Genomic DNA, 25831 nt, shown 5'->3' with positions numbered 1-25831 from the left:
CTGCTCAACTCGTGCTGAATCCGCCGTTGGAGTGAAGGAGTTGTCCCGTTATCCAGCCTCCGGCGTCGGACATCAGAAATCGAACGAGGTCTGCAGTGTCGCCGGGTGTACCCAGCCGGCCGGCAGGAGTCTGGAGGGTGGCGGCCTGTCTGATCTCCGGTGTCATCCACCCTGTGTCGATCGGTCCTGGGTTGATGACGTTTGCTCTTACGCCACGTGACCCGAGTTCGACTGCGGCGGCGATGACGATGCGGTCGAGAGCACCCTTGCTTGCCCCGTACGGAAGATTGTGGGCCGCATGGTCGCTGGTGAGTGCGATGATCCGCCCGGCCACCTGACTGACGTCGCGCTGTTCCGGAAGCCGTTCAGCGAACGCTTTGATCAGCAGCCAGGAGGCGCGAGCGTTGACGGCGAAATGTCGTTCCCAGCTCTCGACGGTGGTATCGAGGATCGAGCTGTCGACGCTTTCGCAATGTGAGAGCACCAGCCCACGGAGGTCGTTCCGCGCTGCGGCAGCGTCAACGAGCTGATCGGCCACATCCGGCGAGGCCAGATCTCCGGGAACCAGGTCGACACGGCTTCCGAGTGCGCGACACTTCTCGGCAATGTCTTGCGGATCGTGCGCTCCGCGCCCGAACCCGACGCGTTGGTCGTAAGGCTCCCAGTAGCCGATAGCCAGATCCCAACCATCCTCGGCAAGGCCCAATGCGAGGCTCGCTCCGATCGACTTGCTCCGACCGACACCGGTGATCAATACGGTCCCGCGCTTGTCAGACACTGCTCGCCTCCCGAGACTTCCTGTAACCGACGCGGGGCTTCCGGCAACTGACGCGCACAACTCGAGCGGTCTACCGCGGGTGAGGCCACCTTGGTCGGAAAGACCACTGTAGCGGGCGAGCGGGCGTCGTCGGCCCTTCGACCCGGCAGGTGTCTTGACACGGCGCTGGTCACAGCGTTTGACTGAGATACAAGCTCGAGTTGATTCGCCCGACTGCGTCCCGGGAGGTTGACCTATGCGCGGCAAGGGAATTGCAGGCAAGGCTTTCTCAAACGAGGGCTGTAGACGTGGAGCACGGTCTCATCGCGGGACCGTCTCGGTGCTGGCTTTGGTTGGGGCGTGCGTACTTTCGTGTGCCACCACCCAGATGGCCGGCGCTCAACCCGTTGCGGACACAGTCGATACCGGGTTCGTGATCCCCTTCGCTGGGGCGTCTGGCTACGAGAGCGTCGCGCCCACGCAGATGACTACTCCGGATCAACTCAACCAGCCAATCGGTCAGCAGATTGCGGAAGAGATTGCCGCGCAGATCGGACTCGAGCCAGCCGACGCTTTGACCGAGGAGCAGTATCGCGACCTCATCACCGGCGGTGGGGTCGGGGGCAATCTCGAGGATGCCGAGGTGATCGACGAGTGTGCCCGGATTCTCACCAATACGAACGGGCGGCCCCTCTATTCCGGCACTACGCCGTCGGTTCTGGCCAGTTACGGGTTGTACGTGAATCCCGACGGGTTGCTGGAGAGTCCGGCCAACGCGGATGCGCCGACTCGACAGGTGAATACGCTGATCGCCCCTGGTGGTTTTGTGGGCACCTGGTTGCGCAACAACGGTGCGACGCACACTCTGATTGCGCTCTATCAGTCGGCATACACGGTGCAGGCAGTCTACGGATTTGCAGCGCAACAGATTTCGGGAGAAGCGCAGCTGGTGACAAACACCAAAGGCGATGTGAGTTCGGAAGTCGGCATGTCGATGGCGCCGCCGCTCTGGATAGTGAACTTCGCTCTGCTCTACATCTTGAAGCCCGCACTGGCGGCAGCGATGCCTGCACACTGGGTTCCCATTCCGCCTGCCGTTGCCGACGCTGTGAAGGCGAGTCCCACCGGCCAAGTCGCTTTCAGTGACTACGCGTCCTATTTCGAGTGATCGGTCTGCCGGACAGCGCTCACGAACTTCTCGATCAAAGCGTGGTCCTTGACACCGCGGGACGATTCAACGCCGCTGGAGACGTCGACGCCCCAGGCTCCGGTGGCATCCAATGCGTCACGAACATTGTCCGGGGACAGTCCGCCCGCCAGGATCCATTGACCTTGCGGGCGCGATTGCTGTTGGGCCCAGTTCCACGGCACCCCGGATCCGGCGTCCGCGCCGTCGATCAAGAGCTCGTCCTCACCGAGGTCGAGGTTGTAACCGTCGCGGACGTTGCTGGAGACGACCGCGCGGATGACGGTGAGGCCGGCATCGTGCAGTTGCTGCACTTGCTCGGCGTCGACAAGATCGTGAATCTGCACGGTGCGAAGCCCGGTGACCTCGGCGATCTCGAGGATCTGATCGATCGGGTTACCGAGAAAGACTCCGATTGCCCGGACGTGAGCGGGGACTCGTGCGAGTAGCTCGACTGCGAGAGCGGGGTCGACTTTGCGGACGCTCTCGGCGAAGACGAAACCGATGGCGTCGACGCCCAGTCCCACCGTGAGGTCGACCGTGTCAACGTCGCGTAGGCCACAGACCTTGATGAATGTCACCTGATACAGAGTACTAGTGTCGTCGTCTAGCCTCGTGCGTGCGACATTTCTACGTGCGAGAGGCTTGACGTGGACTGGCTCTACCGAATCAGTTTGATCTCGGGACCGCTGCCGGTGATCCTGACTGTCCTTGGGGTTCTGGGTGGTGTGTGGCTGCTCGGTTCGAACGTGCGTTGGTACTACCGCAGAGCGGTGCCGATCGCGGGGCTGATCGCACTGGTGATCATGATCGCCGTGTGGATCACCGTCGAAAAGGTGATCGTGCCGTTCCCCGATCCCATCGAGATGTCGATTTACGTGTGGATCGGTCTCGGTATCTACGCGCTGCTACTTCTCGGGCCGCGAATCAAGGCGGGCGGAACCGTCGCGAAGGCGGTGCTGTCCGTGATTGCGACCGTACTGGTCATCGTCACCGCCGCGACGCAGATCAATCTGGTTTTCGCCGCGTATCCGACTGTGGGAATTGCGTTCGGACACGACGATTTCGACCGCATCTCACTCAGTGAAGTTCCCGGTCCGACGGATCCTGTTGTCACCGGCGACCCCACCGACACGGTGTGGAAAGCGCCGGAGGGCATGCCGATTCGCGGACGAGTCACGACTTTGCCTGTACCCGGAACGATTTCAGGATTCTCCGCGCGCGACGCCCAGGTGTATCTGCCGCCGTCGTACTTCACCAATCCGCGCCCGCTTCTTCCCGTGCTCGTGCTCATGGCAGGTCAGCCTGGCAAGCCCGAGGACTGGCTCCAAGGCGGAAAGCTGACCGCGACAATGGATTCTTTCGCGCGCGATCACGCCGGGCTCGCTCCGGTCGTCGTGATAGCCGATGGAACAGGGTCGCAGATGGCCAATCCGCTGTGCACCGACTCGTCACAGGGCAAGGTCGGCACGTATCTGGCAAAGGACTTGCCCGCTGCGGTGGCGAATGCGTTCCAGATCGACACGAGTCCGCGAGCGTGGGCAATCGGCGGGCTCTCCTACGGTGGCACCTGCTCACTGCAGATGGCGACCAATTACCCCGAGGTGTACCCGACCTTCCTCGATCTGTCCGGTCAGTTGGAGCCTTCGCTCGGTGACCGACAGCGAACCGTCGACGAGATATTCGGCGGCGACGAAGCAGCATTCGTGAAGGTGAATCCGATGGACCTGCTGGCGACCCGCAAGTTTCCGAACTCGGGCGGAGTGTTTGTCGTCGGAACAGATGACAACGAGTTCAAGCCCGGCCAGCAGAAGGTGTACGAAGCGGCCAAAGCGGCCGGAATGGACGCCAGGTATCTCGAGCTTCCCGGTGGTCACAGCTTTTCGGTGTGGTCCGCGGGCGTCGAACAGGAACTGGCGTGGATCTCGCAGCGAATGGGACTGATCAGCTGAATCCTGTTCCGGTTTTGGAACGTGTTCTATATTCGGTGTGTGACTGCCGTTCGGCAGTCTCTCGATCGTTCACCGACTGGAGTTCAGGCACATGTACGAGTGGTCCGACACCGACCTGATGTTCCGCGACGCCTTGCGGGGCTTTATCGACAAAGAGGTGCGACCTCACGTCGACGAGCTCGAAAGTGGTGCGCTGCCGCCGTTCGACATCATCCGCAAGCTGTACTCGACCTTCGGTCTGGCCGACATGGCACGCGAGGGTCTCGAGAAGTCGCTGGCACGTGAGCGCGGCGATGCACCCTCCAGTGACGGTGAGAAGTCGAGCGCTTTCAGCGGCGCAGGCAGTATGGGCGTTGTGCTCAACAGTGAATTGGCCGGAGTCAGCCTCGGTCTCGTCGCGTCGTTGGGCGTCAGCCTCGGATTGGCCGCCGGAACCATCCGCAGCCGCGGCACACTCGCGCAGAAGGAACGCTGGCTTCCCGGCTTGGTGACATTCGAAACCGTCGGCGCCTGGGCGATCACCGAACCGGATTCGGGCTCGGATGCCTTCGGCGGAATGAAGTCCTACGTGCGCCGCGATGGCGACGACTACATTCTCAACGGCAACAAGACCTTCATCACCAACGGTCCGTACGCCGACGTGATGATCGTCTACGCAAAGCTCGACGAGGGGGACGCGTCGGTCGACCGTCGTGATCGCAAGGTGCTCGCCTTCGTCCTCGACAAGGGCATGGAGGGGCTCACACAGAGCCCGCCGTTCAAGAAGATGGGCATGAACTCCTCACCCACCGGTGAGCTGTTCTTCGACAACGTCCGCATCACCAAGGATCGACTGCTCGGCGAGACCGAGGACAGCGGAAAGTCGGACGGAAAGTCCAGCGCCAAGGAGAGCTTCGCCGCCGAACGCATCGGCATCGCGTCCCTCTCGCTCGGCATCATCAACGAATGTCACCGTCTGAGTATCGAATACGCGAAGTCCCGCAAACTGTGGGGACGTGAGATCGGGCAGTTCCAGCTCATCCAGCTCAAGCTGGCCGAGATGGAAGTCGCTCGAATCAACGTGCAGAACATGGTCTTCAACGCGATTGAACGCACCGCGGCCGGCGACAAGGTGAGCCTGGCGGAGGCGTCGGCGATGAAGCTGTACTCCTCGCGCGCAGCGACCGAGGTCGCGATGGAAGCCGTGCAACTGTTCGGTGGAAACGGCTACATGGCCGAGTACCGAGTCGAGCAGTTGGCGCGTGATGCCAAGTCGCTCATGATCTATGCAGGCAGCAACGAAATTCAGGTCACCCATATTGCCAAGGGGCTTCTGGGCTGACGACCGGCACGTTTTCGCGTGTCGGTCGACCGCAGCAGGAACCAGATAGTCTTGCTGCGGTCGGCGACACCGCGCCGACGGATCGGAGTTGGTAATGGACGCGTCAGATTTCACTGCGCCGGATCCCGGCCTTGTTCATCCAATGGCCGGGCAACCGCGAGTGGTGTTGCTGAGGCCGTTGATCGACAACCCGTTGATCGAGGTAGGGGAGTACACCTACTACGACGATCCGGAGTTCGCCGAAGAATTCGAGACTCGAAACGTGTTGCACCACTACGGTCCCGACAAACTGGTGATCGGAAAGTTCTGCGCGCTGGCAACCGGCGTCACCTTCATCATGAACGGCGCAAATCATCGTATGAACGGTGTCTCCACCTACCCGTTCCCGATCATGGGCGGCGATTGGGCCAGGCACATGGATTTGGTGCAGGATCTGCCGTCGCGCGGTGACACCGTCGTCGGGAACGACGTGTGGTTCGGTGGGAATGTGACAGTCATGCCCGGTGTTCGGATCGGTCACGGGGTGATCGTGTCCACTGGCGCCGTCGTGACGCGCGACGTCCCGGACTACGCAATTGTCGGCGGCAACCCGGCAACGGAGATCAAGCGCCGCTTCAGTGCTGAAGACATCGAGAAGTTGGTGCGAATTGCGTGGTGGGACTGGCCGATCGAGAAGATCACCCGCCACGTCCGGGTGATCTCGGACGGGAGTGTCGCGGAACTCGAATCGGTCGAGTGATCTCCTCGCCCGCTAGTTCGTTCGTATGAGCGAGTAGTCCCGGACATAAAGCAGGGCGGCCGTGAGAAGGCCGACGGCAAGACCGGTTGCGGTGAAGGTGATCAAGTTCGGTTCGAGGTCGAAGTGGATGATGGCCGATGCCGGGTAAGGGTTCTGCGGGTCACGAGGTTCAGGAAGGACCACCGAATAGAAGGTGGGCGGCCAGATTTTTCCGACAACGGCGACCGCAAGTCCGTAGGCCGCTCCGAAGATCGAAAGTGCAAGCGGAAGAACAAATCTTCGCCCACCTGCGTCGCGGGACAGGTGCCATCCCGTCGCGTTCAGTATCGCCGACACGGCAATGGCGACAGCCGTTCCGACAATCAGGAACCACGCAGTTGCGGGGAACCAATGAGGGGCGTCGACGTAGCTGTAGCCTTCGACAACCCACATGTATCCGGTCTTGCCGTCCTCCGCCGGCGGCGGAGGCGGAGGTTGGATGCCGATATGTTCTGTTCGCATAGATGTCGTGGCAAATCGCCAGGCGAGCACTCCGAGGCAGCTCAACAGCAATCCGGTCGTGAAGAAAACGGCGAAGAGTGGTTCTGCAACGCGGTTGCGAAGCGTCGTGAGTCGCATTCGAGGATCGTCTCATCTCGGCCCGAGATTGCGAGTCTTTTGTCGGTGGCTTGCATTAGCTTGTGCGCATGACTCTCACACTCGGCATGATCACCTTCGACAGTCTCGATCCCGGTCCGCTTGCAACGTGGTGGGCAGCGCAGTTGGGCGGAAACATCGTCGAGGAGAACGACGGTTGGTTCTACATCGTCGCGGTCCCTGACAGCGCCACCAACTTCGCTTTCCAGAAGGTCTCGGATCCCACGGCAGGGAAGAATCGCATCCATCTCGATCTGGGGAGTCCGGATCTCGACGCCGAGGTGGCGCGGCTCGTCGAGGCCGGAGCAACCGAGCACCACCGCGAGAACATGGACGGTTTCCGTTGGGTGACGCTCCTCGATCCTGATGGGAACCAGTTCTGCGTGTCCGGTCCTCACGCCTGAGCTGACAGGTTCTGAGCTCACCCGATTCGTGCCCACTGATTTCGTGCCCACTGATTTCGCGGACACCGATTCGGGCATGATGAGGGGCATGACTTCTCAGACTCCTCGGACCGGGGCCGACGCAGACGGCCTGTGCAGCTTCGTCGATTCGTCACCGTCACCGTTCCATGTGTGCGCGACGGTGGCGACCGAGCTGACGGCCGGTGGGTTCGTCGAAGTCCACGAAACGCAGTCGTGGCCCGCCGAGCCCGGACGGTACTTCCTCGTGCGGGGTGGTTCGCTGATTGCCTGGAGCACCGAGGGCGTGGGAAACACCGCTCCGTTCCGGATCGTCGGAGGTCACACCGACAGCCCGAATCTGCGGGTCAAACAGCATCCCGACCTCACTTCGGCCGGGTGGCAGATGGTGGGCCTCGAACCGTATGGCGGTACGTGGCTGAACTCCTGGCTCGACCGCGATCTCGGTATCTCCGGCCGTTTGAGTGTCCGGGTGGGAAACACTGTGGAGCAGAAGCTGGTTCGCATCGACGACCCGATTCTGCGTGTTCCGCAGCTGGCTATCCACCTGTCCGAAGATCGCAAGGGCGTGACTCTGGATCCGCAGCGGCACGTCAACGGAATCTGGGGCGTGGGTTCGAAACCCAAGTCGTTCATCGGATTTGTCGCCGAGCGTGCGGGTGTAGCCGCGTCGTCGGTTCTCGGCTGGGAATTGATGACACACGATCTTGCGCCCAGCTCAGTCGTGGGGGTGGACAAGGAATTGGTCAGCGCCCCTCGGCTGGACAATCAGGGCACGTGTTATGCAGGGACACAAGCACTTCTGGCCGCAGTCGAGTCGCCCGGTCAGCAGGTCCCGGTGCTCGCACTCTTCGATCATGAAGAGGTCGGCAGCATGTCCGACCGTGGAGCTTTCTCAGATCTGCTGAACACCGTGCTCGAACGGATCGTGTTGGGGCGCGGTGGTGGCCGCGAAGAATTCCTGCAGGCGATGGCGGGCTCGGTGTGCGCGTCGGGCGATATGGCTCACGCGACGCACCCCAACTACCCGGACCGCCATGAGCCCGCTCATCGGATCGAGATCAACGGTGGGCCGGTACTCAAGGTGAACCAGAACCTGCGATACGCCACCGACGCAGCCGGTGCAGGCGAATTCGCGCTGGCGTGCGATCAGGCAGGAGTGCCCATGCAGCGCTACGTCCACCGCGCCGATCTGCCGTGCGGCTCCACCATCGGACCGATCACGGCATCACGCACCGGACTGTCCACCGTAGATGTGGGCGCGCCTCAGCTCGCCATGCACTCGGCGCGCGAGCTGATGGGGGCGGCAGATGTCCGCATGTATGCCGACGCGCTTGGTGCCTTCCTCACGCCGCGTAGTTAGAGGGCGCGTAGTTAAGGTGCTGGGAGCTCAGTGGGCGCAGCCGGTAGATCCTCGAAGAAGTCGGCGCTCGGTGTGAAGAACATCGAGCCCGTCACGGCCGTCGAGAAGTCGAGCAGACGGTCGTAATTCCCGTGAGGGTTGCCGAGAAACATGTTCTCGAGCATCCGTTCGGTGATCGCCGGTGTGCGGCAGTAGCCGATGAAGAAGGTGCCGATCTCGTCGTCGCCGAGGCGTCCATACGGCATGTTGGCACGCAGGATCTCGAGAGCCTTGCCGTTCTCGTCCTTGATTGCGTTGAGGGCGACGTGCGAGTTGGCAGGCTTCACGTCGGACGTCATCTCGATGTCCTCGAGTTTGCTGCGTCCGATCACACGCTCCTGCTCGTCGACGGTGATTGCTTCCCAGTCCCGCATCTTGTGGATGTATCGCTGGATGTGGACGTAGCTGCCGCCCGCGAACTCGGGATCCTCGTCGCCGACCGTCACCGCGGCGACGGCGTCGCGGCCCACCGGATTCTCGGTGCCGTCGACGAAGCCGATGAGGTCGCGGTTCTCGAAATATTGGAAGCCGTGAACTTCGTCGACGACGGTGGCCGCGCCGTGCAGTCGCTTCGTGATCTGCCGAGCCACCTCGAAACACGCGTCCATGCTCATTGCGCGGATGTGGAAGAGCAGATCGCCGGGAGTCGACGGCGCCGAGTGAACGTCACCCTGTAGAGCGGCGAACGGGTGCAGTAGCGCGGGGCGCGGACCGGCGAACAGTCGATCCCAGGCCGACGATCCGATGCTCGTCACCACATCCAAACCTGATCCGGGGACGCGCAGCCCCACGGCGCGCTGCAGACCCGCGACGTCGGCGAGTAGTCCGCGTGTGGTGTTCTCGCCGCCCGGATTTACGGTCGCGACCAGGAAAATTGCAGCCGGAGTGAGGGGAGTGGTCACCGACTGCGACTGTGCCGTGAGGTCGGACTGACGAACATCCTGGGGCATGCGAGGCCTTTCGAGGGAGAGAGTGGACCGGCCTGACCTTAAGAAAACCGACCGGATTACCCAAACCGGGGCGGGTGTGACCGGCGATACTTCGCAGGCCCGGAGGTGTTGCGGGTGCTGCCGTCTGCGGAAGTCGTCGGCCCACACCGATAGACTGTCCCCCGGCACGTTCTTTCGTTGGGCACATTCGTGGTGTCCTGCTCCGCGCCGGCTTGCCTCTTGACTCCCGTAGGGAAGGGACCACTCTCCAGTGTCTGCTCACCAGGTCGATACCGTCACGCACGCATCGGCTGATCCCGATGCCGCTCAGCCGTTCAAGGAGCTCGGTCTCAAGGACGACGAATACGCACGCATCAAGGAGATCCTGGGCCGCCGTCCCACGGACGCCGAACTGGCGATGTACTCGGTGATGTGGAGCGAGCACTGCTCGTACAAGTCCTCCAAGGTCCACCTCGGATACTTCGGCAAGACCACCACCGACGAGATGCGCGCCAACATGCTGGCCGGTATCGGTGAGAACGCCGGCGTCGTCGACATCGGCGACGGCTGGGCAGTCACGTTCAAGGTCGAGAGCCACAACCACCCGTCGTACGTCGAGCCCTACCAGGGTGCGGCCACCGGAGTCGGCGGCATCGTCCGCGACATCATGGCCATGGGTGCGCGCCCGATCGCCGTCATGGATCAGCTGCGTTTCGGCGCTGCTGACGCCCCCGACACTCGTCGCGTCGTCGACGGTGTCGTGCGTGGTGTCGGTGGATACGGAAACTCCCTCGGCCTGCCGAACATCGGCGGCGAGACGGTCTTCGACGAGTCCTACGCAGGCAACCCGCTGGTCAACGCCCTCGCTGCCGGTGTCATGCGCGTCGAGGATCTGCACCTGGCCTTCGCTTCGGGCGCAGGCAACAAGATCATCCTGTTCGGAGCACGCACCGGTCTCGACGGAATCGGCGGCGTTTCGGTCCTCGCGTCGGCAACCTTCGACGACGAGGGTGGAGACACCGGCGGACGTAAGAAGCTGCCCGCGGTTCAGGTCGGCGACCCGTTCACAGAGAAGGTACTCATCGAGTGCTGTCTCGACCTCTACAAGGCCGGCCTCGTTGTCGGTATTCAGGACCTCGGCGGCGCCGGGCTGTCCTGCGCAACCTCCGAGCTGGCTGCAGCCGGCGACGGCGGCATGCACATCAACCTCGAGAAGGTTCCGATGCGCGCCACCGGCATGACCCCGGCCGAGGTGCTCTCGAGCGAATCGCAGGAGCGCATGTGCGCCGTGGTCACGCCCGAGAACGTCGATGCGTTCATGGAGGTCTGCAAGAAGTGGGACGTCCTTGCCACCGACATCGGCGAGGTCACCGACGGTGAGCACCTCACCATCTCCTGGCACGGCGAGACCGTCGTCGACGTTCCCCCGCGCACCGTCGCTCACGAGGGCCCGGTCTACAACCGTCCCGTCGAGCGCCCGGCAAGCCAGGACGCTTTGATCGCGAACACGACCGCAGGCCTCGAGCGTCCCGAGACGGACGAAGAACTCGAAGCCACTTTGCTGAAGATGATCGCTTCGCCTGCCCTGTGCAGCCGCAAGTGGATCACCGAGCAGTACGACCGCTACGTCCGCGGCAACACCGTCCTGGCCGAGAACGCCGACGGCGGCGTCATCCGCATCGACGAGAAGACCGGACGCGGAATCGCGCTGTCCACCGACGCTTCGGGCCGCTACACCGCGCTCGATCCGTACACCGGTGCCCAGCTCGCGTTGGCCGAGGCTTTCCGCAACGTGGCAGTCACGGGCGCAACGCCCAAGGCCGTCTCCAACTGCCTCAACTTCGGTTCACCCGAGGATCCGGGTGTCATGTGGCAGTTCCAGCAGGCTGTTCGCGGCCTCGCCGACGGCTGTGCCACCCTCGGCATCCCCGTCACCGGCGGCAACGTCAGCTTCTACAACCAGACCGGATCCACGGCAATCCTGCCGACGCCGGTGGTTGCCGTCCTCGGTGTGATCGACGACGTTCACCGCCGCATCCCGACGGGCCTCGGACTCGAACCCGGCGAGACGCTGATCCTGCTCGGCGACACCCACGACGAGTTCGACGGTTCCATCTGGTCGCAGGTCGAGCACGGTCATCTCGGTGGCGTGCCGCCGAAGGTCGACCTCGCCCGTGAGCAGTTGCTCGCGGACATCCTGCTCGCCTCCTCGCGTGACGGACTGGTCACCGCAGCCCACGACCTCTCCGAGGGCGGACTGGCCCAGGCCGTCGTCGAAGCCGCGCTGGCCGGCGAAACCGGTTGCCGCATCCTGATTCCCGAAGGCGCCGATCCGTTCGTCACCCTGTTCTCGGAATCGTCGGGACGCGTCCTCGTTGCAGTTCCGCGCACGGAAGAAACACGCTTCACAGGTATGTGCACCGCCCGCGGCTTGCCGTGGACGCGTATCGGAGTCGTCGATGAGGGCAGTGATTCCGTCGAGGTCCAGGGACACTTCTCCGTCACGATGGCCAAGCTCCGTGAGGCTTTCGAGGGAACGCTGCCCGCTCTGTTCGGGTGATAGATGGTCGATTCCGGAGAACTGACTTCTTCTGACAGCCAGCCGCAGGAACACCACCTGCGGCTGGCTGTTCCCGCATCTCTCGAGAAGCTCGACAACCGCTTCACCGAGTGGGCGTGGGGTCTCCTCAAACTCGACTTCACCGGCATCGCGTTTGCCGCGTTCTTCTTCTGCTGGTCGTTGACTCCCTCGTTGCTGCCGCGAGATTGGCTGTTCCAAGGTCTGATCGGCGGAATCAACTCGGCCATCGGCTACGGCGTCGGTACCGCAATCGGTTGGGCTGTCGAGCGATACCTCCTCAGCGGTCGACGGTGGTGGCCACTGCCCGAACCGGTGCCATCCGCGATCAAGGTCTTCGTTCCGGTCGCGTCCATTGTCGCGGCGATCATCATGCTGGTCTACGCGGCCGGGTGGCAACGTGAAATCGCGGCACTGACCGATGCCGAAGGCACGACCACCTCGGGCTACATCCGAACACTCGGACTGAGTCTTCTCGTCGGCGGCCTGCTCATCTCGATCTGGCGGGTCCTCCACGATCTGGTGAAACTGATTGCCCGACAGCTGATGCGGCGGTTCCACTGGTCGCGGTCGGTGGCCAATGGTGTCGGCGTCCTGGCGGTCACCGTTCTGTTCTTCATGCTGGTCGACGGCGTCCTGGTCCGCGGAATCTACGCCGCGACCAACTCGATCTTCAGTCTGCAGAACTCGACTACTCGCGACGGCGTCGTGGAACCGCAGGATCCGATGAAATCGGGTAGCCCCGAATCTGCTGCTCCCTGGGACACATTGGGGTTCGAGGGACGGAACTTCGTCTCACGCGGACTCGACGCGCAGGAACTCGAAGCGGCAACCGGTAAGCCTGCGATGGATCCGATTCGCGTGTACACCGGCCTCGAAAGCGCCGAAGACCCCGAAGAGCGCATGGATCTGGTCGTCAAAGAACTGGAGAGGACCGGCGCATTCCAGCGCAAGGTTCTCGTGGTCATTCCGACGACGGGTACGGGGTGGGTCAATCCCACTGCGGCGCAGGCAATCGAACTTGTACATGACGGTGACACTGCGCTTGTCGCCAGCCAGTACTCGTACCTGCCGAGTTGGATCTCGTTCCTCGCAGACCAGGAGAAGGCGCAAGCTGCCGGTCGCCTGTTGATCGAGCGGGTACACGAAAGATGGCTTCAGGAACCGGAAGCCACCAGGCCGAAGTTCATGGTCTACGGCGAGAGCCTCGGCGTCATGGCAGGCGCCGGGGCGTTCGACACACTGCAAGCGGCGCGCGATACCGCCGACGGAATTCTGTGGGTGGGCCCGCCGAACGCGACGCAGTTGTGGCGTTCGATCGAGAAGAGACGCGATCCCGGCACTCCCGAAGTAGCTCCCGTATACGCGGACGGCTTGGCCGGCGTGCGGTTCGCGGATCGCTCCGAAGACATTCCGACCGACGGGATGACGTGGCCGCAGCCTCGAGTTCTGTTTGTCCAGCACCCTTCCGATCCAGTGGTGTGGTGGTCACCCGACCTCATGTTCAATCGGCCTGAGTGGCTCAAGGAAGTACCCGGTTTCGACCGCTCGCCGTCGATGAAATGGTTCCCGGTCGTGACGTTCTGGCAGGTGTCCGCAGACCTCGGTAACGCCGCGGGAGTTCCCGACGGTCACGGTCACAATTACGGAACCTCCGTTCTGGACGCCTGGATCAGCGTCGCCCAGCCCGAGGGATGGACGGCCGCAGAAACAGAGCGAGTGCGGTCGGCATTGGTTGTCGCCGTGAAATCAGAGGGCCCCGAGAAGTGAGGGGAGTCGCCTCGATCGCGCTTTCCGCTACCGCGATCACCTGGAGCAACGTCGTGCTTCCGGCGTTCGGTCTTTCGCCTCGCGCTCGCGCCGTGGTCAACACCGCGGCCGGTCTGTCGGCCATCGGAGTCCTACTCGCACGTGGTTACACCCGCGAGGAACTCGGTTTGGCGCACACCGGCATTCGTGGTGGTGCTCAGTTCGGCGGAGCCGCGGCCGGCGCAGTACTTACGGGTTACAGCGTCGCTTTGGCCGTTCCCTCCTTGCGCGCGACTCTCGCTGCCGACGAGCGAGCAGACGGCCGCGAAGATTTCCTCGAATGGATCGTCCTGCACATCCCGTTCGGCACGGTGCTCTCCGAGGAACTGTTGTTCCGCAGCGCGATGTCCGCAGTCTGGAACCGCGAATTGAACAGACCGACCGCGCAGGCCGTTCATGCAGTGACCTTCGGGCTGTGGCACGTCGCCCCCGCCCGCGGCGCCGGCGACAACGTTCCCGCAGCAGTGGCATTCACCGGTGCGTCGGCATTGCTGTTCGAGTGGCTGCACCGCCGGGGCGGCAGCGTGCTTGCCCCCGCCCTGCTGCACCTGGCCACGAATGCTGGTGGCGCACTTGCCGTTCGTATCGCTACTCGCAGACATGGAGTGAACTGATGCCGCCCCGCCGCGCCGTCGACCCCGCCGAATTTCGAGCCGCCGTCCTGGCCGTCGGCCCGTGGCTTCGCGATCCGGAACTTCCGAAGCCTTCCCGCAGTGAACTCGGTGCGGCAGTGAAGATGAGTGCGCGCACTCTCGAACAGATTGCCCCTGGATCGAGCGTCGAGGTACGAGTGCCGCCGTTTGTTGCCGTGCAATGCATCGAAGGTCCGCGTCACACCCGCGGAACCCCGCCCAACGTCGTCGAGACGGACGCTCGGACCTGGTTGCAGATGGTCACCGGACTCCTCGAGTTTTCCGAGGCCGCAGGTGACGGACGAGTCGACGCCTCAGGTAGCCGCGCCCCCGAAATTGCGCACTGGCTCCCACTGCTCCGGTTGGCGTAGGGACAGAGACCATCCGGTTCGCTTCGCCGTGATCTGAGGCCCAAGGCAGCCCTCAGGGGAAGTGGGTCCCAAAATGCCCGTAGACTATGGATGCCCCCCAACCCCTGCCCACAAAGGGAGCGCCCGGTGACTCGTGCCGATCTGTCGGTCAACAGTCCAAATCTCCTCGCTTCGAACCCGTCCGACGAGGACGAGAACGAGCCCCGCGAAGAATGCGGTGTATTCGGCGTCTGGGCGCCGGGAGAGGATGTGGCGAAGCTCACTTATTACGGCCTGTACGCACTTCAGCACCGTGGTCAAGAAGCTGCCGGCATTGCGGTAGCCGACGGCTCCCAGGTGTTGGTGTTCAAGGATCTCGGCCTGGTCAGCCAGGTATTCGACGAGCAGACCCTCGCAGCGATGCCAGGACACGTCGCCGTCGGACATTGCCGTTACTCCACCACCGGTTCCACGACCTGGGAGAACGCGCAGCCCATCTTCCGTACGACCACTGCCGGTACCGGCATTGCGCTCGGCCACAACGGCAACCTGGTCAACACCGCTGAACTCGCGAGCCGCACCCGTGCAGCCGGCCTGGTCAACGACAAGCGCCCCAATGCCGCGACTTCCGATTCCGACCTCATCGGTGGTCTCCTGGCACACGCCGCCGGCGACAGCACCATCGAACAGGCCGCAATGGAATTGCTTCCCACGTTGGAGGGCGCGTTCTGCCTCACCTTCATGGACGAGCACACGCTGTACGCAGCGCGCGATCCGCACGGCATCCGCCCGCTCTGCCTGGGCCGACTCGACCGCGGTTGGGTAGTCGCCAGCGAGACCGCAGCCCTCGACATCGTCGGTGCGTCGTTCGTCCGCGACATCGAACCCGGTGAGCTGCTCGCGATCGACGCCGACGGCGTCCGATCCTCGCGTTTCGCGAACCCGACGCCCAAGGGCTGTGTCTTCGAGTACGTCTACCTCGCCCGTCCCGACAGCGTCATCGGTGGCCGTTCGGTCCACTCGACCCGCGTCGAGATCGGCCGTCTGCTCGCCAGCGAGCATCCCGCTGAAGGTGACCTGGTCATCCCCGTTCCCGAGTCCGGCACCCCCGCAGCAGTCGGGTACGCACAGGGCTCAGGCATCCCCTACGGCCAGGGTCTGATGAAGAACGCTTACGTCGGCCGTACCTTCATCCAGCCGTCGCAGACGATCCGTCAGCTCGGTATCAGGCTCAAGCTCAACCCGCTCAAGGAAGTCATCCGCGGCAAGCGCCTTGTGGTGGTGGACGATTCGATCGTTCGCGGCAACACTCAGCGTGCGCTCATCCGGATGCTCCGTGAAGCCGGCGCTCTCGAAATCCACGTCCGCATCGCCTCGCCGCCGGTCAAGTGGCCCTGCTTCTACGGCATCGACTTCGCCTCACCGGCCGAGTTGATCGCCAACGGAGCGGGCGGACAGGACGCGACGTTCGAGGAAATGCTCGACGGCGTGCGTCGTTCCATCGGTGCGGACACCCTCGGGTACATCTCCACCGAAGGCATGATCGCCGCCACCGAGCAGCCGGCCAGCCGTCTGTGCGCCGCGTGCTTCGACGGAACCTACCCGATCGCGCTTCCCAAGGAAACGTCGATCGGCAAGAACGTCCTCGAGGGGATGCTCGAGAGCACCGCAGGTTCGACGGCCACTCGCGACAACGACAATGCGAGCGCGCTCAGCCGCCCCTGAACACCGAAAGCCTGAAATTCGATAGCCGAGAATCTGCCGTCCACAGCATGTGGGCGGCAGATTTTCTGTTCCGTCGCTTTTTGATCTGTTCAACGACGCGATCTGTTCCACGACACGGCATACGTCGTGAGCATCTGGCATAGTGCCCTCCGTGGCGCAACTGAGAATGGATGGGCACCGGGTACTGGTCGCAGACCTGGTGGGGGACACCATCAAAGCGATCAACGGTTCGATGGTGGCGTACGAGGGTGCGATCACCTTCAAGAACGCCGGTATGGGCGGTGGCGGTGGGTTACGCGCCGCGCTGAAACAGAAGGCGGCAGGTGAATCACTGTCCCTGATGGAAGTCAGCGGTCAAGGCACCGTCTACTTCGCGGTCGACGCCCAGGACATCACGATCATCGAGCTCGACAACGACGCTCTACACGTGGAAGCGTCACAGTTGCTCGCACTGGTCGGACAGCTGCGAACCGATGTGAAGTTTGCCGGCCTCCGCGGCGCAGGTTCCGGACAGGGATTGTTCACGACGGTCGTCAGCGGCACCGGTCTGGTGGCCGTGCTGTCGAAGGGCGGACCGATCATCGCGCTCGAAGTCAGCCCGCAGTATCCGCTGGTTGCCGATCCCGACGCATTCGTCGCGCACCGTGGCCAGCTGAACCAGAGCTTCGTCACCGACGTCACCTGGCGCTCCGCGATCGGCGGTGGCAGCGGTGAAGCGTTCTCGCTGCGATTCGACGGATCCGGTGTCGTCTACATCCAGCCCGAGGAGCGCTGAGCCATGCCGTTGGAATTGGTGAACAGCAAGGTCGTCAAGTCGACTCTCGCACCGGGACAGAACGTGCTCGCCCGCACCGGGTCGATGCTCTACTACACCGGCGATGTCCGTTTCATCCCGCACAGCATGGGCGGTGGGCCCGGCGCCATGCCGAACATGGGCGGTATCGCCGGGATGGCCGGCCGCATGATGTCCGGCGAACATGCACGCATGATGGCCGCCGAGGGAAATGGAGAGGTCTTCTACGGGCACGCCGGTCTTTACGTCGAGGTCATCCACCTCGACGGTTCGTCGATGCTCACGGTCGAAGCCGACCGGCTCCTCGCACACGACGGTTACCTCCAGAGTTCGATAGTCGCTCTCACGTCGCAGGGCGGTGTGCGCGGAGCGGTACGCGGCGCCATGACCGGTCAAGGACTGTTCACGACGCAGTTGCACGGACAGGGAAGCGTCGCGGTTCTCTCGCACGGGGGCGCGATTCCGTTGCAGGTCGGTCCGAACAATCCTCAGGTCGTCGTCGACCCGCAGGCGTACGTGTGCCACATCGGTCAGATCAACGTCGACATCTCCGCGAACGTCGGCTGGCGCGAGGCCGTCGGCAAGGGCTCGGGGGAGTCCATCCAGCTGAAGATGACCGGCGCCGGCACCGTCTGGGTCCAGGCGTCCGAGCAGAAGTTCTGAGAGGGCACAGAGCATGGGTATCGAAATTCACAATCCGGCAACTCTGCCCGCCAACGACAACGTCCCGGGCAACGATTACGCCTTCTGCGTCGAGATGGCCGGGCAGCCGTGGTTCACGTCCAAGGGCGCGATGATCGCGTACTACGGAAACATCAACTTCGAGCCGCTCGGGCGCACGAGTATGACGGCGATCGTCGCGGCCAGGTTCTCTTCGCCGCTCTACGCGGACGACTGGGTGCTCGCTCAGGGGCAGGGCAAGTTGATCCTCGGGGACCGCGGATTCAACATCAATTCCTACGACCTCGACGACGGCAACCTCACGATTCGCGCGGCCAATCTCCTCGCCTTCGAGACGAGCCTGGACCTCAAACAGTCCATCGTCCCAGGCTTTTTGACGCTGCTCGGGACGGGCAAGTTCCTGGCGTCGTCCAACGGCCCCGTCATGTTCGCGGAGCCGCCGCTGCGCATCGACCCGCAGGCGCTGGTGGGTTGGGCTGACTGCCCGTCACCGTCCCATCACTTCGATGCCGACTGGATGCAGAGCTTCCTGGGCGCGGTTCGCGGAAGCATGTTCGGCGCGAACACCGGCGAAGAACGTCAGTTCGATTTCACCGGAGCCGGGACGGTACTGATCCAGTCGAGCGAGAAGGTCGTCCACGACGGACACCTCCTCAAACACATCGAATCCGAGACCGTTGCACTCGGGCAGAACAGTCTGCGCGCACTGCACGCCTCGATCGGCGCGCGGCTGCAGAACTGACGTCTCGGGGTACGCGAGGTCTCACCGAGGGGGCCGGTCCGGTAGCGTATGGGCGTAATCGTCGGTATTTGTGTGCGCGCTCTGGGTCTCGAGTCGAACGATCCATCTCGCGTCACGAGGATTGCAAACACTTCACATTGCAAGACCACTTACCTGTGCACGAGCAATACGTGCTCGCGAGAAATACAAGGCTGGAGTAGTAACCCGATGACCGAGGACAGTCACCGCACCGCAGGCGCCTCCTACGCGGCAGCAGGAGTCGATATCGCCGCAGGCGACCGGGCGGTGGAACTCTTCGCCCCTCTGGCCAAGAAGGCCAGCCGCCCCGAGGTCATGGGTGGCCTCGGTGGTTTCGCCGGCTTGTTCTCCCTCAAGGGTGACTACAAGGAGCCGCTGCTCGCCGCATCGACCGACGGCGTCGGCACCAAGCTCGCTGTCGCCCAGGCGATGGACAAGCACGACACGGTCGGACTCGACCTCGTCGCCATGGTCGTCGACGACCTCGTCGTCTGTGGCGCTGAGCCGCTGTTCCTCCAGGACTACATCGCGGTCGGCCGGGTCGTCCCCGAACGCGTCGCGGAATTGGTCAGTGGTATCGCCGAGGGCTGCATCCAGGCCGGCTGCGCTCTCCTCGGTGGCGAGACCGCCGAGCATCCCGGCATCATGGCCGACGGTGACTACGACCTCTCCGCCACCGGCGTCGGCGTCGTAGAGGCAGAGAAGTTGCTCGGACCGGACCGCGTTCGCCCCGGCGACGTCGTCATCGCCATGGGTTCGTCGGGACTGCACTCCAACGGTTATTCGCTGGCCCGCAAGGTCCTGCTCGAGATCGACCGGATGAACCTGAGCGCACACGTCGACGAGTTCGGCCGCACGCTCGGTGAGGAACTGCTCGAGCCCACCAAGATCTACGCCAAGGACTGCCTGGCGCTCGCTGCCGAGACCGACGTGCGCACCTTCTGCCACGTCACCGGTGGCGGCCTCGCCAACAACCTCGCGCGCGTCATGCCCAAGGGCCTGGTCGCCGAACTCGATCGCGGAACCTGGAGCCCCGCTCCGGTCTTCGCCATGATCGCGCAGCGCGGACGCGTCGAGCGCGCCGAGATGGAGCAGACCTTCAACATGGGCGTCGGCATGGTCGCCGTTGTCGCACCCGAGGACGTCGACCGCGCGCTGGCCGTCCTCACCGCACGCCACATCGACTGCTGGACGCTCGGTAGCGTCAAGAAGGCGTCGGACGCCGCTGCAGAGCGTGCGTTCCTGGCCGGAGACCACCCGCGCTTCTGAACCGCAACGTCAACTGCCCCATCGGAGAGATCCGGTGGGGCAGTTTTGTGTGTCCGCACAAGCAGTCGCAAGGCAGAAAATGGAACGCAAAAATGAGGAAGAGCGATCAGCTCTTCCTCATTTCACAGTCTGCGCGGTGGCAGTGCGCGGTCAACGCCGCCAGTCGTCGTAGTCGTCCTCTCGCGCATGCCCTTCCCTATCGGAAGTCTGGTCCGATCGGACACTGCTCCGATGCGAGTTGGTCGATCCACCTGCGAGCTCTCTTTGCAGGCTGTCGAAATCCGTGGTCGGTACGCTGTATTTCAATTCGCGTGCAACCTTGGTCTGCTTTGCCTTAGCCCGGCCGCGGCCCATGGCTGACCCCCTCGCGCTTTCGCGGGGCGGCCTGGGGAATTTGGCGGCCCCGTTTGAGTGTGTAAGTTTCCTGACACACACTCTAGCGTGGAAAAGTCGCTTCCGCTTCCACGAAGGCCTCACCGCCGTGTCTGATTGCTCTCACTATGGCCGCGAGCTGCCAGGATGCTGAAAGAACTCGTCAGAACTTTGTGAGAACTGCTCAGAAGTTTCCCGGAATTGCGCGAATCGTCCCCACTCGGGCGTCGCCGCCGAAGACCGGAGCGGACGCAAGAGCCGCCAACTCCTCGGTCCACTCCGTGTTCATCCGCTTGAGCAGAGCTGCCGCCAAGGGCAGGAGCGCCCGCTCGTGACCGTCGTCGATCTTGAGGGCAAAAGTGGACCCGTCGGGAAGCGCTCCGGCGTAGATGCCGTCGTATCCGGTCTTGGAGAACAGACCCGGCACGGCGGACATCAGGCGCTGATCGTTGCGGCCCGTGCCCGAGACGAGGAAGGGGTTCTCGCGGACCGCGTCGGCCACAGCTCGCTCGGGTGAGTCGGGCTCGGCCGAGGGCAGGCGTCCGAATGCCCGAGCCAGGTTCGTGAGCGAGAGCGGCACGATCGGGAGACCACAACCGTCGATGCCGAGTTCCTGCTCTTCCTCGCCACTGAGATCGAAGATCGTCTCCTGGATCGCGAGCTGCAGGGGATGAGTCGGCTCCATGTACGTCTCGAGAGGCCAGTCGTTCACGACGCACGTCGCGAGCATCGCGGAGTGCTTGCCCGAGCAGGTCATGTAGATCGGGCTGGGAAGCTCGCCCGCGGCGATCAGTTCGGCTCGGGCCAGTTCGTTGCCCGGGAGGTCGGACGGGCACTGCAACTGGTCGACACCGAGCTGGTAGCGAGCGAGAAGCGCGGCGATCAGTTCGATGTGATCGGCTTCGCCCGCGTGTGAAGACGACGCGACGGCCAACTCTTGCGGGCTGGTGGGTGCAAAGCCGTTACGAAGCGCAGCGACGGCTTGCAGCGGCTTGTTCGCCGAGCGGGGGTAGATGGGTGTGTGAATTTCCCCGAGTCCGACATCGACCTCGCCGTCGGCGCCGAGAATGACTGCCGATCCGCGATGCACGCATTCGCGGAATCCGGAGCGGACCACTTCCACCAAGTCGATACTCACGAGTGCACCTGCGCTTCGGCTTGTTCGATGAACCTCTGGACGCGCGCGGTGACGTTCGGTGCAAGATCGGTGTGTTCTGCGAGCAGCCGTCGAAGCCGCTCAGGGTCCGTTCCGGCGAAGACCTCTCGAACAGTCACTCCGTGATCCGGTATGTGGACTCGGGTGACCGAGTCGCCGGCGGCGATCGTGCCGGTCCGGTTGACGCGAAGGTAGGCGCCGACGTCGGTCCGCTCGGTGAATCTCTTGACCCAGCCCTTTTCCGCGGCCCAGATGCCGAACGTGCCACACGGGACGCGGGGAGCGGTCACCTCGAGTTCGAGAACGTCCGACGCCTCGGCTCCGGTGATGTGCCAACGCTCGCCGATCACGGCGTCCGTGACAAGCATCCCGCTGATATGGAGATTCTCGCCGAACCATCCGGGGCCGAGAGGTCGGCCCAATTCGTCCGACCAACGCTGGGCTTCGTCGCGCTGATAGGCGTAGACAGCTTGGAAGGCGCCGCCGTGGAACTCGGTGTCGCAGACGTAGTCTCCGCCGAGTCCGAGTCGCCCGACAGCGACACGGCCGTCGACGGGACGCTTGTCGATCGCGGTTCGCGGGACGCGCCTGACGCCACTGTCACGTTCGGTGTGGACGACGCAGACCGCGTCGACGATGCCCGTCACTTTCCGCGCAATCGGTTGACGGCCTCACGTCCGGCCTGGGGTGCGTCGTCCGCGACGATCGAGTCCGGGTCGATGGACGCGGCGCTGGGTCCGGCCATGAGTTCGGTGTCGACCGGGATGTTGCGCTTGATCAGAGCGAGCGCGATGGGGCCGAGTTCGTGATGATTGACAACGGTGCCGACGCGTCCGACAGTTCGTCCGCCCGCCGTGATCGGGTCACCCGGTTCCGGGACGGCTTCGGCGCTGCCGTCGAGGTGCAACATGACGAGATGGCGCGGAGGCTTGCCGAGATTGTGAACCCGGGCGACGGTTTCCTGACCGCGGTAGCAGCCCTTGTCGAGGTGGACAGCGCCTTGCTCGGCCGGCCCACCGATCCAGTGGACCTCGTGTGGGATCGTCCGCTCGTCGGTGTCCAGTCCGATGCGTGGCCTCGTCGCTTCGACGCGCAGTGCCTCGAAGGCCCAACTGCCGGCGGGCTTCGCGCCGGCATCGGTCAGCTTGGTCCACCACGCCGCCAATTGCTCACGTGGGACGAGAAGATCGAAAGAGTTCTCGGTAGGCCACGGCATGCGGCGGACAAATCCGCCGTCGGCCAACGCGAGAGCGTCGTAGGCCTCGGTTGGTGTCTGAACCTCGAGTGCGGCGAGGACGGTAGGCGCCTCGGGTCCGATCAGGCTCAGGACCGCGAGTTCGTTGCCGTCTCGAGGTTCGGCCTTGGACCAGAACACCATCTTCTTCAAGAAGGAGAGGAGGTCCGGTCCGCGGTCGGCCTCGGTGTCGATCCAGGTGACACCTGCCAGGTCCGTCTGCACGAAGTGGTGCTCGACGCGTCCGTTGACGTCCAGGCTCAGGTTTTCGGCGCTCTTGCCGTCGGGGAGCGCGGCGATGTGCTGGCTCGTAATCGTGTGCAGCCACGTGAGGCGTTCGTCGCCGGGAATGGCGATCACGAATCTGTGACTGCGGTCGACCACCACTGCTGCGCGCTGCGCGGTTCGCTGTTCACCGAGGGGATCGCCGTAGTGCCATGCGACACCGATGTCGGCCGAACCGTCCGGTGCGGTGACCGCGCCGGGGGAAGTCAGAAGTGGGCTGTTGGGCACAAGAGCGTTGTCGACCACAAGACCAGTCTAGGAGTGTGGGCGGGATCGCGGTTACAGGGCGGCCCCGGCGGCTTGGCGGATCGTTAGGGTTGATGGCATGCCTGAACGCGTATTGGTGACTCTCGACCATGAGGTGCTCGATGCTGACGCACCGTTTCTGCACGCCGACGACCTGGCGGTGGTACGCGGCGACGGAGTCTTCGAGACGCTGTTGGTGCGCGACGGTAGGGCGCGGGTGGTCGAGGGACATCTGAGTCGACTGGTTCTGAGCGCGCGGGCACTGGGTCTACCCGCCCCCGTTCTCGATGACTGGCGTCTGGCGATCGAGATGGCAGCCGAGGAGTGGGGGACAGAGAAGGAAGGCGCTCTTCGTCTCGTTCTGACCCGCGGCCGTGAGGGCGGTGACAAGCCGACAGCCTTCGTGATGGTCGGTCCGGTGGCTGATCGGGTCAGGCAGGTCCGTGAATCGGGGCTGTCGGTGATGACTCTCGAGCGAGGTTTCTCCGTCGATCTCTCCGCCCGGGCACCCTGGCAACTACTGGGCGCGAAGACGTTGTCCTACGCAACCAACATGGCAGCGCTTCGATATGCGGCGAATTTGGGTGCCGACGATGTGATCTTCGTCAGTTCCGAGGGCAATGTGTTGGAGGGACCACGCTCGACGGTGGTGATCGTTCGGGACAGGACTTTGATCACACCTCCTCCCGCACAGGGCATTTTGATGGGTACGACGCAGCGTGCCCTGTTCGACGTTGCCGGCAGTGCTCGCTTCGATTGCCGATACGAAACCCTCCGACCTGCGGATTTGATTGCAGCCGACGGAGTGTGGATGGTTTCGAGCGTCACGCTGGCCGCGCGCGTCCATACACTCGACGGGCTCGCATTGCCAGAGCCGAAGGTCTCCGAGGAATTCGCGGAATTGGTTGAACGTGCAATTGATTCGGATTCAGCAGGGCGATAGGCGAATAGGAATCGCGACAGGTTGCTACTACATTTGGTAGTAGCAAAGTCCTGCGGTCCAAACCGGACAGCAGTACCGTGTCCGCAGGGGCCGAGCGACTGCCCGCGTCTCGAACCCCGAAGCCTGTCCCAGGGCCCTACTCTCGGAGTAGCCAATGGATACTTTGGACGTCTCCAGGTGGCAGTTCGGTATCACTACCGTCTACCACTTCATCCTTGTTCCGCTGACCATCGGACTTGCACCGATGATCGCGATCATGCAGACGATGTGGGTGGTCACCAAAAAGGACCACTGGTATCGGCTCACCAAGTTTTTCGGCAAGCTTTTCCTCATCAACTTCGCACTCGGTGTAGCCACCGGCATCGTGCAGGAGTTCCAGTTCGGTATGAACTGGAGCGAGTACTCGCGATTCGTCGGTGACGTCTTCGGAGCTCCACTCGCATTGGAAGGCCTTGTCGCCTTCTTCATGGAGTCCGTCTTCATCGGACTCTGGATCTTCGGTTGGGGCAGGCTGCCCAAACTTGTACACCTGGCGTGCATTTGGCTCGTGGCGATCGGAGTCAACGCGTCGGCGTTCTTCATCATCGCGGCCAACTCGTTCATGCAGCATCCGGTCGGTGCGACGTACAACCCTGAAACGGGTCGTGCCGAACTCACCAGCATCTGGGAGTTGTTGACCAACAACACCGCTCTCGCTGCCTTCCCGCACGCGGTTGCCGGCGCCTTCCTGACGGCGGCGACGTTTGTTGCCGGCATCAGTGGTTGGTGGATGGTGCGGAACATGCGCCGCGCCAAGCAGGCTGAGGCCGCCGAAGCCGAACGTCTCGAAACCGATGCGCGGACGATGTACCGTCCGGCAACACGATTCGCGTTGCTCGTCATGATCGTGGCCGGAATCGGCATCATCTACACCGGTGACGTCCAAGGCAAGCTCATGTTCCAGCAGCAGCCCATGAAGATGGCGTCGGCGGAATCGCTGTGTGAGACCGAGATGGATCCGGATTTCTCGATTCTCACCATCGGTACACACAACAACTGTGACAGCGTGACGCACGTTCTGAAGGTCCCCTTCGTTCTACCGTGGTTGGCCGAGGGCAAGTTCACCGGCGTCGAACTGCAAGGCGTCAACCAGCTGCAGGAGCAGGCGGAGCAAGACTTCGGACCGGGCAACTACCGACCGAATCTCTTTGTCACGTACTGGTCTTTCCGCGCCATGATCGGCCTCGCCGCAGGTTCGGCAGCACTGGCTCTCGCGGGACTATGGGTCACTCGTAAGGGGCGAGTCCCGGACCAGAAGTGGTTCGGAATCCTCAGCCTGGTCGCGATTCCCACTCCGTTCATGGCGAACAGCGCCGGCTGGATCTTCACCGAGATGGGCCGTCAGCCCTGGGTGGTGCATCCCAACCCGACGGGCGTCGACATGATCAGACTCACTGTCGACCAAGGTGTTTCGGACCATGCAACGGCGACGGTCTGGGCCTCGTTGATCACGTTCACTCTTCTGTACGGAGCGCTGGGTGTGGTCTGGTTCAAGCTGATCGTGCGGTACGCGAAGGAAGGCCCGTTGGAGCACGACATGCATCCGCCGGGCGATACAGATCATGACGAGCCGGAAGATCCGGACAAGCCCAAACAACTGTCGTTCGCGTACTAG

General features: G+C 63.3%; 25 protein-coding genes. 17 read left to right on the top strand and 8 right to left on the bottom strand.

Features of this window, described 5'->3' with window-relative positions:
- Positions 1-4 precede the first annotated feature (4 nt).
- A complete protein-coding gene (locus ACSW29_RS17015; protein ID WP_448277798.1) occupies positions 5-778 on the bottom strand; it encodes an SDR family oxidoreductase in 774 nt (257 codons plus the stop codon).
- 235 nt (positions 779-1013) lie between these two features.
- Between ACSW29_RS17015 and ACSW29_RS17010 the strand changes: the two genes are divergently transcribed.
- Entirely contained in the window at positions 1014-1925 is a 912-nt protein-coding gene (locus ACSW29_RS17010; protein WP_448277797.1) for a hypothetical protein, read from the top strand.
- On the opposite strand, the gene ACSW29_RS17005 is transcribed toward ACSW29_RS17010, so the two are convergent.
- Positions 1913-2524, bottom strand: coding sequence for a phosphoribosylanthranilate isomerase (locus tag ACSW29_RS17005; RefSeq protein WP_448277796.1), 612 nt, complete (start codon positions 2522-2524; stop codon positions 1913-1915). The genes ACSW29_RS17010 and ACSW29_RS17005 overlap by 13 nt on opposite strands.
- A gap of 69 nt (positions 2525-2593) precedes the next feature.
- Between ACSW29_RS17005 and ACSW29_RS17000 the strand changes: the two genes are divergently transcribed.
- The 3 genes from ACSW29_RS17000 to ACSW29_RS16990 all read left to right on the top strand — a co-directional run bounded on the left by ACSW29_RS17000 (position 2594) and on the right by ACSW29_RS16990 (position 5955).
- A complete protein-coding gene (locus ACSW29_RS17000) occupies positions 2594-3895 on the top strand; it encodes an alpha/beta hydrolase (protein ID WP_317825599.1) in 1302 nt (433 codons plus the stop codon).
- A 91-nt stretch (positions 3896-3986) separates the two neighbouring features.
- Positions 3987-5216, top strand: a complete 1230-nt coding sequence (locus ACSW29_RS16995) for an acyl-CoA dehydrogenase family protein (protein WP_448277795.1) — start codon at positions 3987-3989, stop codon at positions 5214-5216.
- A gap of 94 nt (positions 5217-5310) precedes the next feature.
- Positions 5311-5955 carry a CatB-related O-acetyltransferase gene (locus ACSW29_RS16990; protein ID WP_448277794.1) on the top strand — a complete coding sequence of 215 codons (645 nt, stop codon included), beginning with the start codon at positions 5311-5313 and terminating at the stop codon, positions 5953-5955.
- Between the two features lie 12 nt (positions 5956-5967).
- Here the strand turns inward: ACSW29_RS16990 and ACSW29_RS16985 are convergent, their stop codons facing one another.
- Entirely contained in the window at positions 5968-6573 is a 606-nt protein-coding gene (locus tag ACSW29_RS16985) for a hypothetical protein (protein WP_448277793.1), read from the bottom strand.
- A 68-nt stretch (positions 6574-6641) separates the two neighbouring features.
- Between ACSW29_RS16985 and ACSW29_RS16980 the strand changes: the two genes are divergently transcribed.
- Together ACSW29_RS16980 and ACSW29_RS16975 are read left to right on the top strand one after the other, a co-directional pair.
- A complete protein-coding gene (locus tag ACSW29_RS16980; RefSeq protein ID WP_317825596.1) occupies positions 6642-6995 on the top strand; it encodes a VOC family protein in 354 nt (117 codons plus the stop codon).
- A gap of 88 nt (positions 6996-7083) precedes the next feature.
- On the top strand, positions 7084-8376 hold the full coding sequence (locus ACSW29_RS16975) for a M18 family aminopeptidase (RefSeq protein ID WP_448277792.1): 1293 nt from the start codon (positions 7084-7086) through the stop codon (positions 8374-8376).
- Between the two features lie 11 nt (positions 8377-8387).
- Here the strand turns inward: ACSW29_RS16975 and ACSW29_RS16970 are convergent, their stop codons facing one another.
- Positions 8388-9365 carry a Dyp-type peroxidase gene (locus ACSW29_RS16970; protein WP_448277791.1) on the bottom strand — a complete coding sequence of 326 codons (978 nt, stop codon included), beginning with the start codon at positions 9363-9365 and terminating at the stop codon, positions 8388-8390.
- A gap of 250 nt (positions 9366-9615) precedes the next feature.
- Between ACSW29_RS16970 and purL the strand changes: the two genes are divergently transcribed.
- From purL to purM, 9 genes are all read left to right on the top strand, one after another.
- The gene (gene purL, locus ACSW29_RS16965; protein ID WP_230814683.1) at positions 9616-11904 is read left to right on the top strand and encodes a phosphoribosylformylglycinamidine synthase subunit PurL; all 2289 of its coding nucleotides are present in this window, start codon (positions 9616-9618) and stop codon (positions 11902-11904) included.
- Positions 11905-11907: 3 nt separating this feature from the next.
- Complete coding sequence (locus tag ACSW29_RS16960; RefSeq protein ID WP_448277790.1) at positions 11908-13692, top strand: alpha/beta hydrolase; 1785 nt, start codon at positions 11908-11910, stop codon at positions 13690-13692.
- Complete coding sequence (locus ACSW29_RS16955; protein WP_317825591.1) at positions 13689-14345, top strand: CPBP family intramembrane glutamic endopeptidase; 657 nt, start codon at positions 13689-13691, stop codon at positions 14343-14345. Before ACSW29_RS16960 ends, ACSW29_RS16955 begins: the two co-directional genes overlap by 4 nt.
- Positions 14345-14734 (top strand): sterol carrier family protein, encoded by a 390-nt coding sequence (locus ACSW29_RS16950; protein WP_214883455.1) that lies wholly within the window; start codon positions 14345-14347, stop codon positions 14732-14734. The genes ACSW29_RS16955 and ACSW29_RS16950 overlap by 1 nt, the downstream gene beginning before the upstream one ends.
- A gap of 126 nt (positions 14735-14860) precedes the next feature.
- On the top strand, positions 14861-16438 hold the full coding sequence (gene purF, locus ACSW29_RS16945; protein ID WP_003940541.1) for an amidophosphoribosyltransferase: 1578 nt from the start codon (positions 14861-14863) through the stop codon (positions 16436-16438).
- Positions 16439-16604: 166 nt separating this feature from the next.
- A complete protein-coding gene (locus tag ACSW29_RS16940) occupies positions 16605-17213 on the top strand; it encodes an AIM24 family protein (protein WP_020970622.1) in 609 nt (202 codons plus the stop codon).
- A gap of 3 nt (positions 17214-17216) precedes the next feature.
- Positions 17217-17894: an AIM24 family protein gene (locus ACSW29_RS16935; RefSeq protein WP_003939918.1), complete on the top strand. Its 678-nt coding sequence runs from the start codon at positions 17217-17219 to the stop codon at positions 17892-17894.
- A 13-nt stretch (positions 17895-17907) separates the two neighbouring features.
- Positions 17908-18654 (top strand): AIM24 family protein, encoded by a 747-nt coding sequence (locus tag ACSW29_RS16930; RefSeq protein WP_003939813.1) that lies wholly within the window; start codon positions 17908-17910, stop codon positions 18652-18654.
- Between the two features lie 207 nt (positions 18655-18861).
- The gene (gene purM / locus ACSW29_RS16925) at positions 18862-19941 is read left to right on the top strand and encodes a phosphoribosylformylglycinamidine cyclo-ligase (protein WP_070795756.1); all 1080 of its coding nucleotides are present in this window, start codon (positions 18862-18864) and stop codon (positions 19939-19941) included.
- Between the two features lie 150 nt (positions 19942-20091).
- Here the strand turns inward: purM and ACSW29_RS16920 are convergent, their stop codons facing one another.
- The 4 genes from ACSW29_RS16920 to ygfZ form a co-directional block, all read right to left on the bottom strand.
- Entirely contained in the window at positions 20092-20295 is a 204-nt protein-coding gene (locus ACSW29_RS16920; protein WP_003940337.1) for a DUF3073 domain-containing protein, read from the bottom strand.
- A 202-nt stretch (positions 20296-20497) separates the two neighbouring features.
- The gene (locus tag ACSW29_RS16915) at positions 20498-21451 is read right to left on the bottom strand and encodes an asparaginase (RefSeq protein ID WP_448277789.1); all 954 of its coding nucleotides are present in this window, start codon (positions 21449-21451) and stop codon (positions 20498-20500) included.
- Positions 21448-22116, bottom strand: a complete 669-nt coding sequence (locus ACSW29_RS16910; RefSeq protein WP_317825587.1) for an MOSC domain-containing protein — start codon at positions 22114-22116, stop codon at positions 21448-21450. The genes ACSW29_RS16915 and ACSW29_RS16910 overlap by 4 nt, the downstream gene beginning before the upstream one ends.
- On the bottom strand, positions 22113-23234 hold the full coding sequence (gene ygfZ, locus ACSW29_RS16905; protein WP_448277788.1) for a CAF17-like 4Fe-4S cluster assembly/insertion protein YgfZ: 1122 nt from the start codon (positions 23232-23234) through the stop codon (positions 22113-22115). Before ygfZ ends, ACSW29_RS16910 begins: the two co-directional genes overlap by 4 nt.
- 79 nt (positions 23235-23313) lie before the next feature.
- Between ygfZ and ACSW29_RS16900 the strand changes: the two genes are divergently transcribed.
- Both ACSW29_RS16900 and ACSW29_RS16895 read left to right on the top strand, forming a co-directional pair.
- A complete protein-coding gene (locus ACSW29_RS16900) occupies positions 23314-24177 on the top strand; it encodes an aminodeoxychorismate lyase (RefSeq protein WP_448277787.1) in 864 nt (287 codons plus the stop codon).
- A 154-nt stretch (positions 24178-24331) separates the two neighbouring features.
- The gene (locus ACSW29_RS16895; protein WP_448277786.1) at positions 24332-25831 is read left to right on the top strand and encodes a cytochrome ubiquinol oxidase subunit I; all 1500 of its coding nucleotides are present in this window, start codon (positions 24332-24334) and stop codon (positions 25829-25831) included.

The sequence above is a fragment of the Rhodococcus sp. GB-02 genome, from assembly GCF_053470465.1.
This window is presented reverse-complemented; position numbering and strand designations above follow the sequence as displayed.

What these genes read in the sequence shown, in the direction of transcription:
- ACSW29_RS16900 (WP_448277787.1), top strand. Translation starts at nt 23,314, where the DNA reads ATGCCTGAACGCGTATTGGTGACTCTCGACCATGAGGTGCTCGATGCT.
- ACSW29_RS16950 (WP_214883455.1), top strand. Translation starts at nt 14,345, where the DNA reads ATGCCGCCCCGCCGCGCCGTCGACCCCGCCGAATTTCGAGCCGCCGTC.
- ACSW29_RS16960 (WP_448277790.1), top strand. Translation starts at nt 11,908, where the DNA reads ATGGTCGATTCCGGAGAACTGACTTCTTCTGACAGCCAGCCGCAGGAA.
- ACSW29_RS16930 (WP_003939813.1), top strand. Translation starts at nt 17,908, where the DNA reads ATGGGTATCGAAATTCACAATCCGGCAACTCTGCCCGCCAACGACAAC.
- ACSW29_RS16920 (WP_003940337.1), bottom strand. Translation starts at nt 20,295, where the DNA reads ATGGGCCGCGGCCGGGCTAAGGCAAAGCAGACCAAGGTTGCACGCGAA.
- ACSW29_RS16985 (WP_448277793.1), bottom strand. Translation starts at nt 6,573, where the DNA reads ATGCGACTCACGACGCTTCGCAACCGCGTTGCAGAACCACTCTTCGCC.
- ACSW29_RS16935 (WP_003939918.1), top strand. Translation starts at nt 17,217, where the DNA reads ATGCCGTTGGAATTGGTGAACAGCAAGGTCGTCAAGTCGACTCTCGCA.
- purM (WP_070795756.1), top strand. Translation starts at nt 18,862, where the DNA reads ATGACCGAGGACAGTCACCGCACCGCAGGCGCCTCCTACGCGGCAGCA.
- ACSW29_RS16970 (WP_448277791.1), bottom strand. Translation starts at nt 9,365, where the DNA reads ATGCCCCAGGATGTTCGTCAGTCCGACCTCACGGCACAGTCGCAGTCG.
- ACSW29_RS16940 (WP_020970622.1), top strand. Translation starts at nt 16,605, where the DNA reads ATGGATGGGCACCGGGTACTGGTCGCAGACCTGGTGGGGGACACCATC.
- ACSW29_RS16990 (WP_448277794.1), top strand. Translation starts at nt 5,311, where the DNA reads ATGGACGCGTCAGATTTCACTGCGCCGGATCCCGGCCTTGTTCATCCA.
- ACSW29_RS16895 (WP_448277786.1), top strand. Translation starts at nt 24,332, where the DNA reads ATGGATACTTTGGACGTCTCCAGGTGGCAGTTCGGTATCACTACCGTC.
- ACSW29_RS17010 (WP_448277797.1), top strand. Translation starts at nt 1,014, where the DNA reads ATGCGCGGCAAGGGAATTGCAGGCAAGGCTTTCTCAAACGAGGGCTGT.
- ACSW29_RS16980 (WP_317825596.1), top strand. Translation starts at nt 6,642, where the DNA reads ATGACTCTCACACTCGGCATGATCACCTTCGACAGTCTCGATCCCGGT.
- ACSW29_RS16995 (WP_448277795.1), top strand. Translation starts at nt 3,987, where the DNA reads ATGTACGAGTGGTCCGACACCGACCTGATGTTCCGCGACGCCTTGCGG.
- ACSW29_RS16975 (WP_448277792.1), top strand. Translation starts at nt 7,084, where the DNA reads ATGACTTCTCAGACTCCTCGGACCGGGGCCGACGCAGACGGCCTGTGC.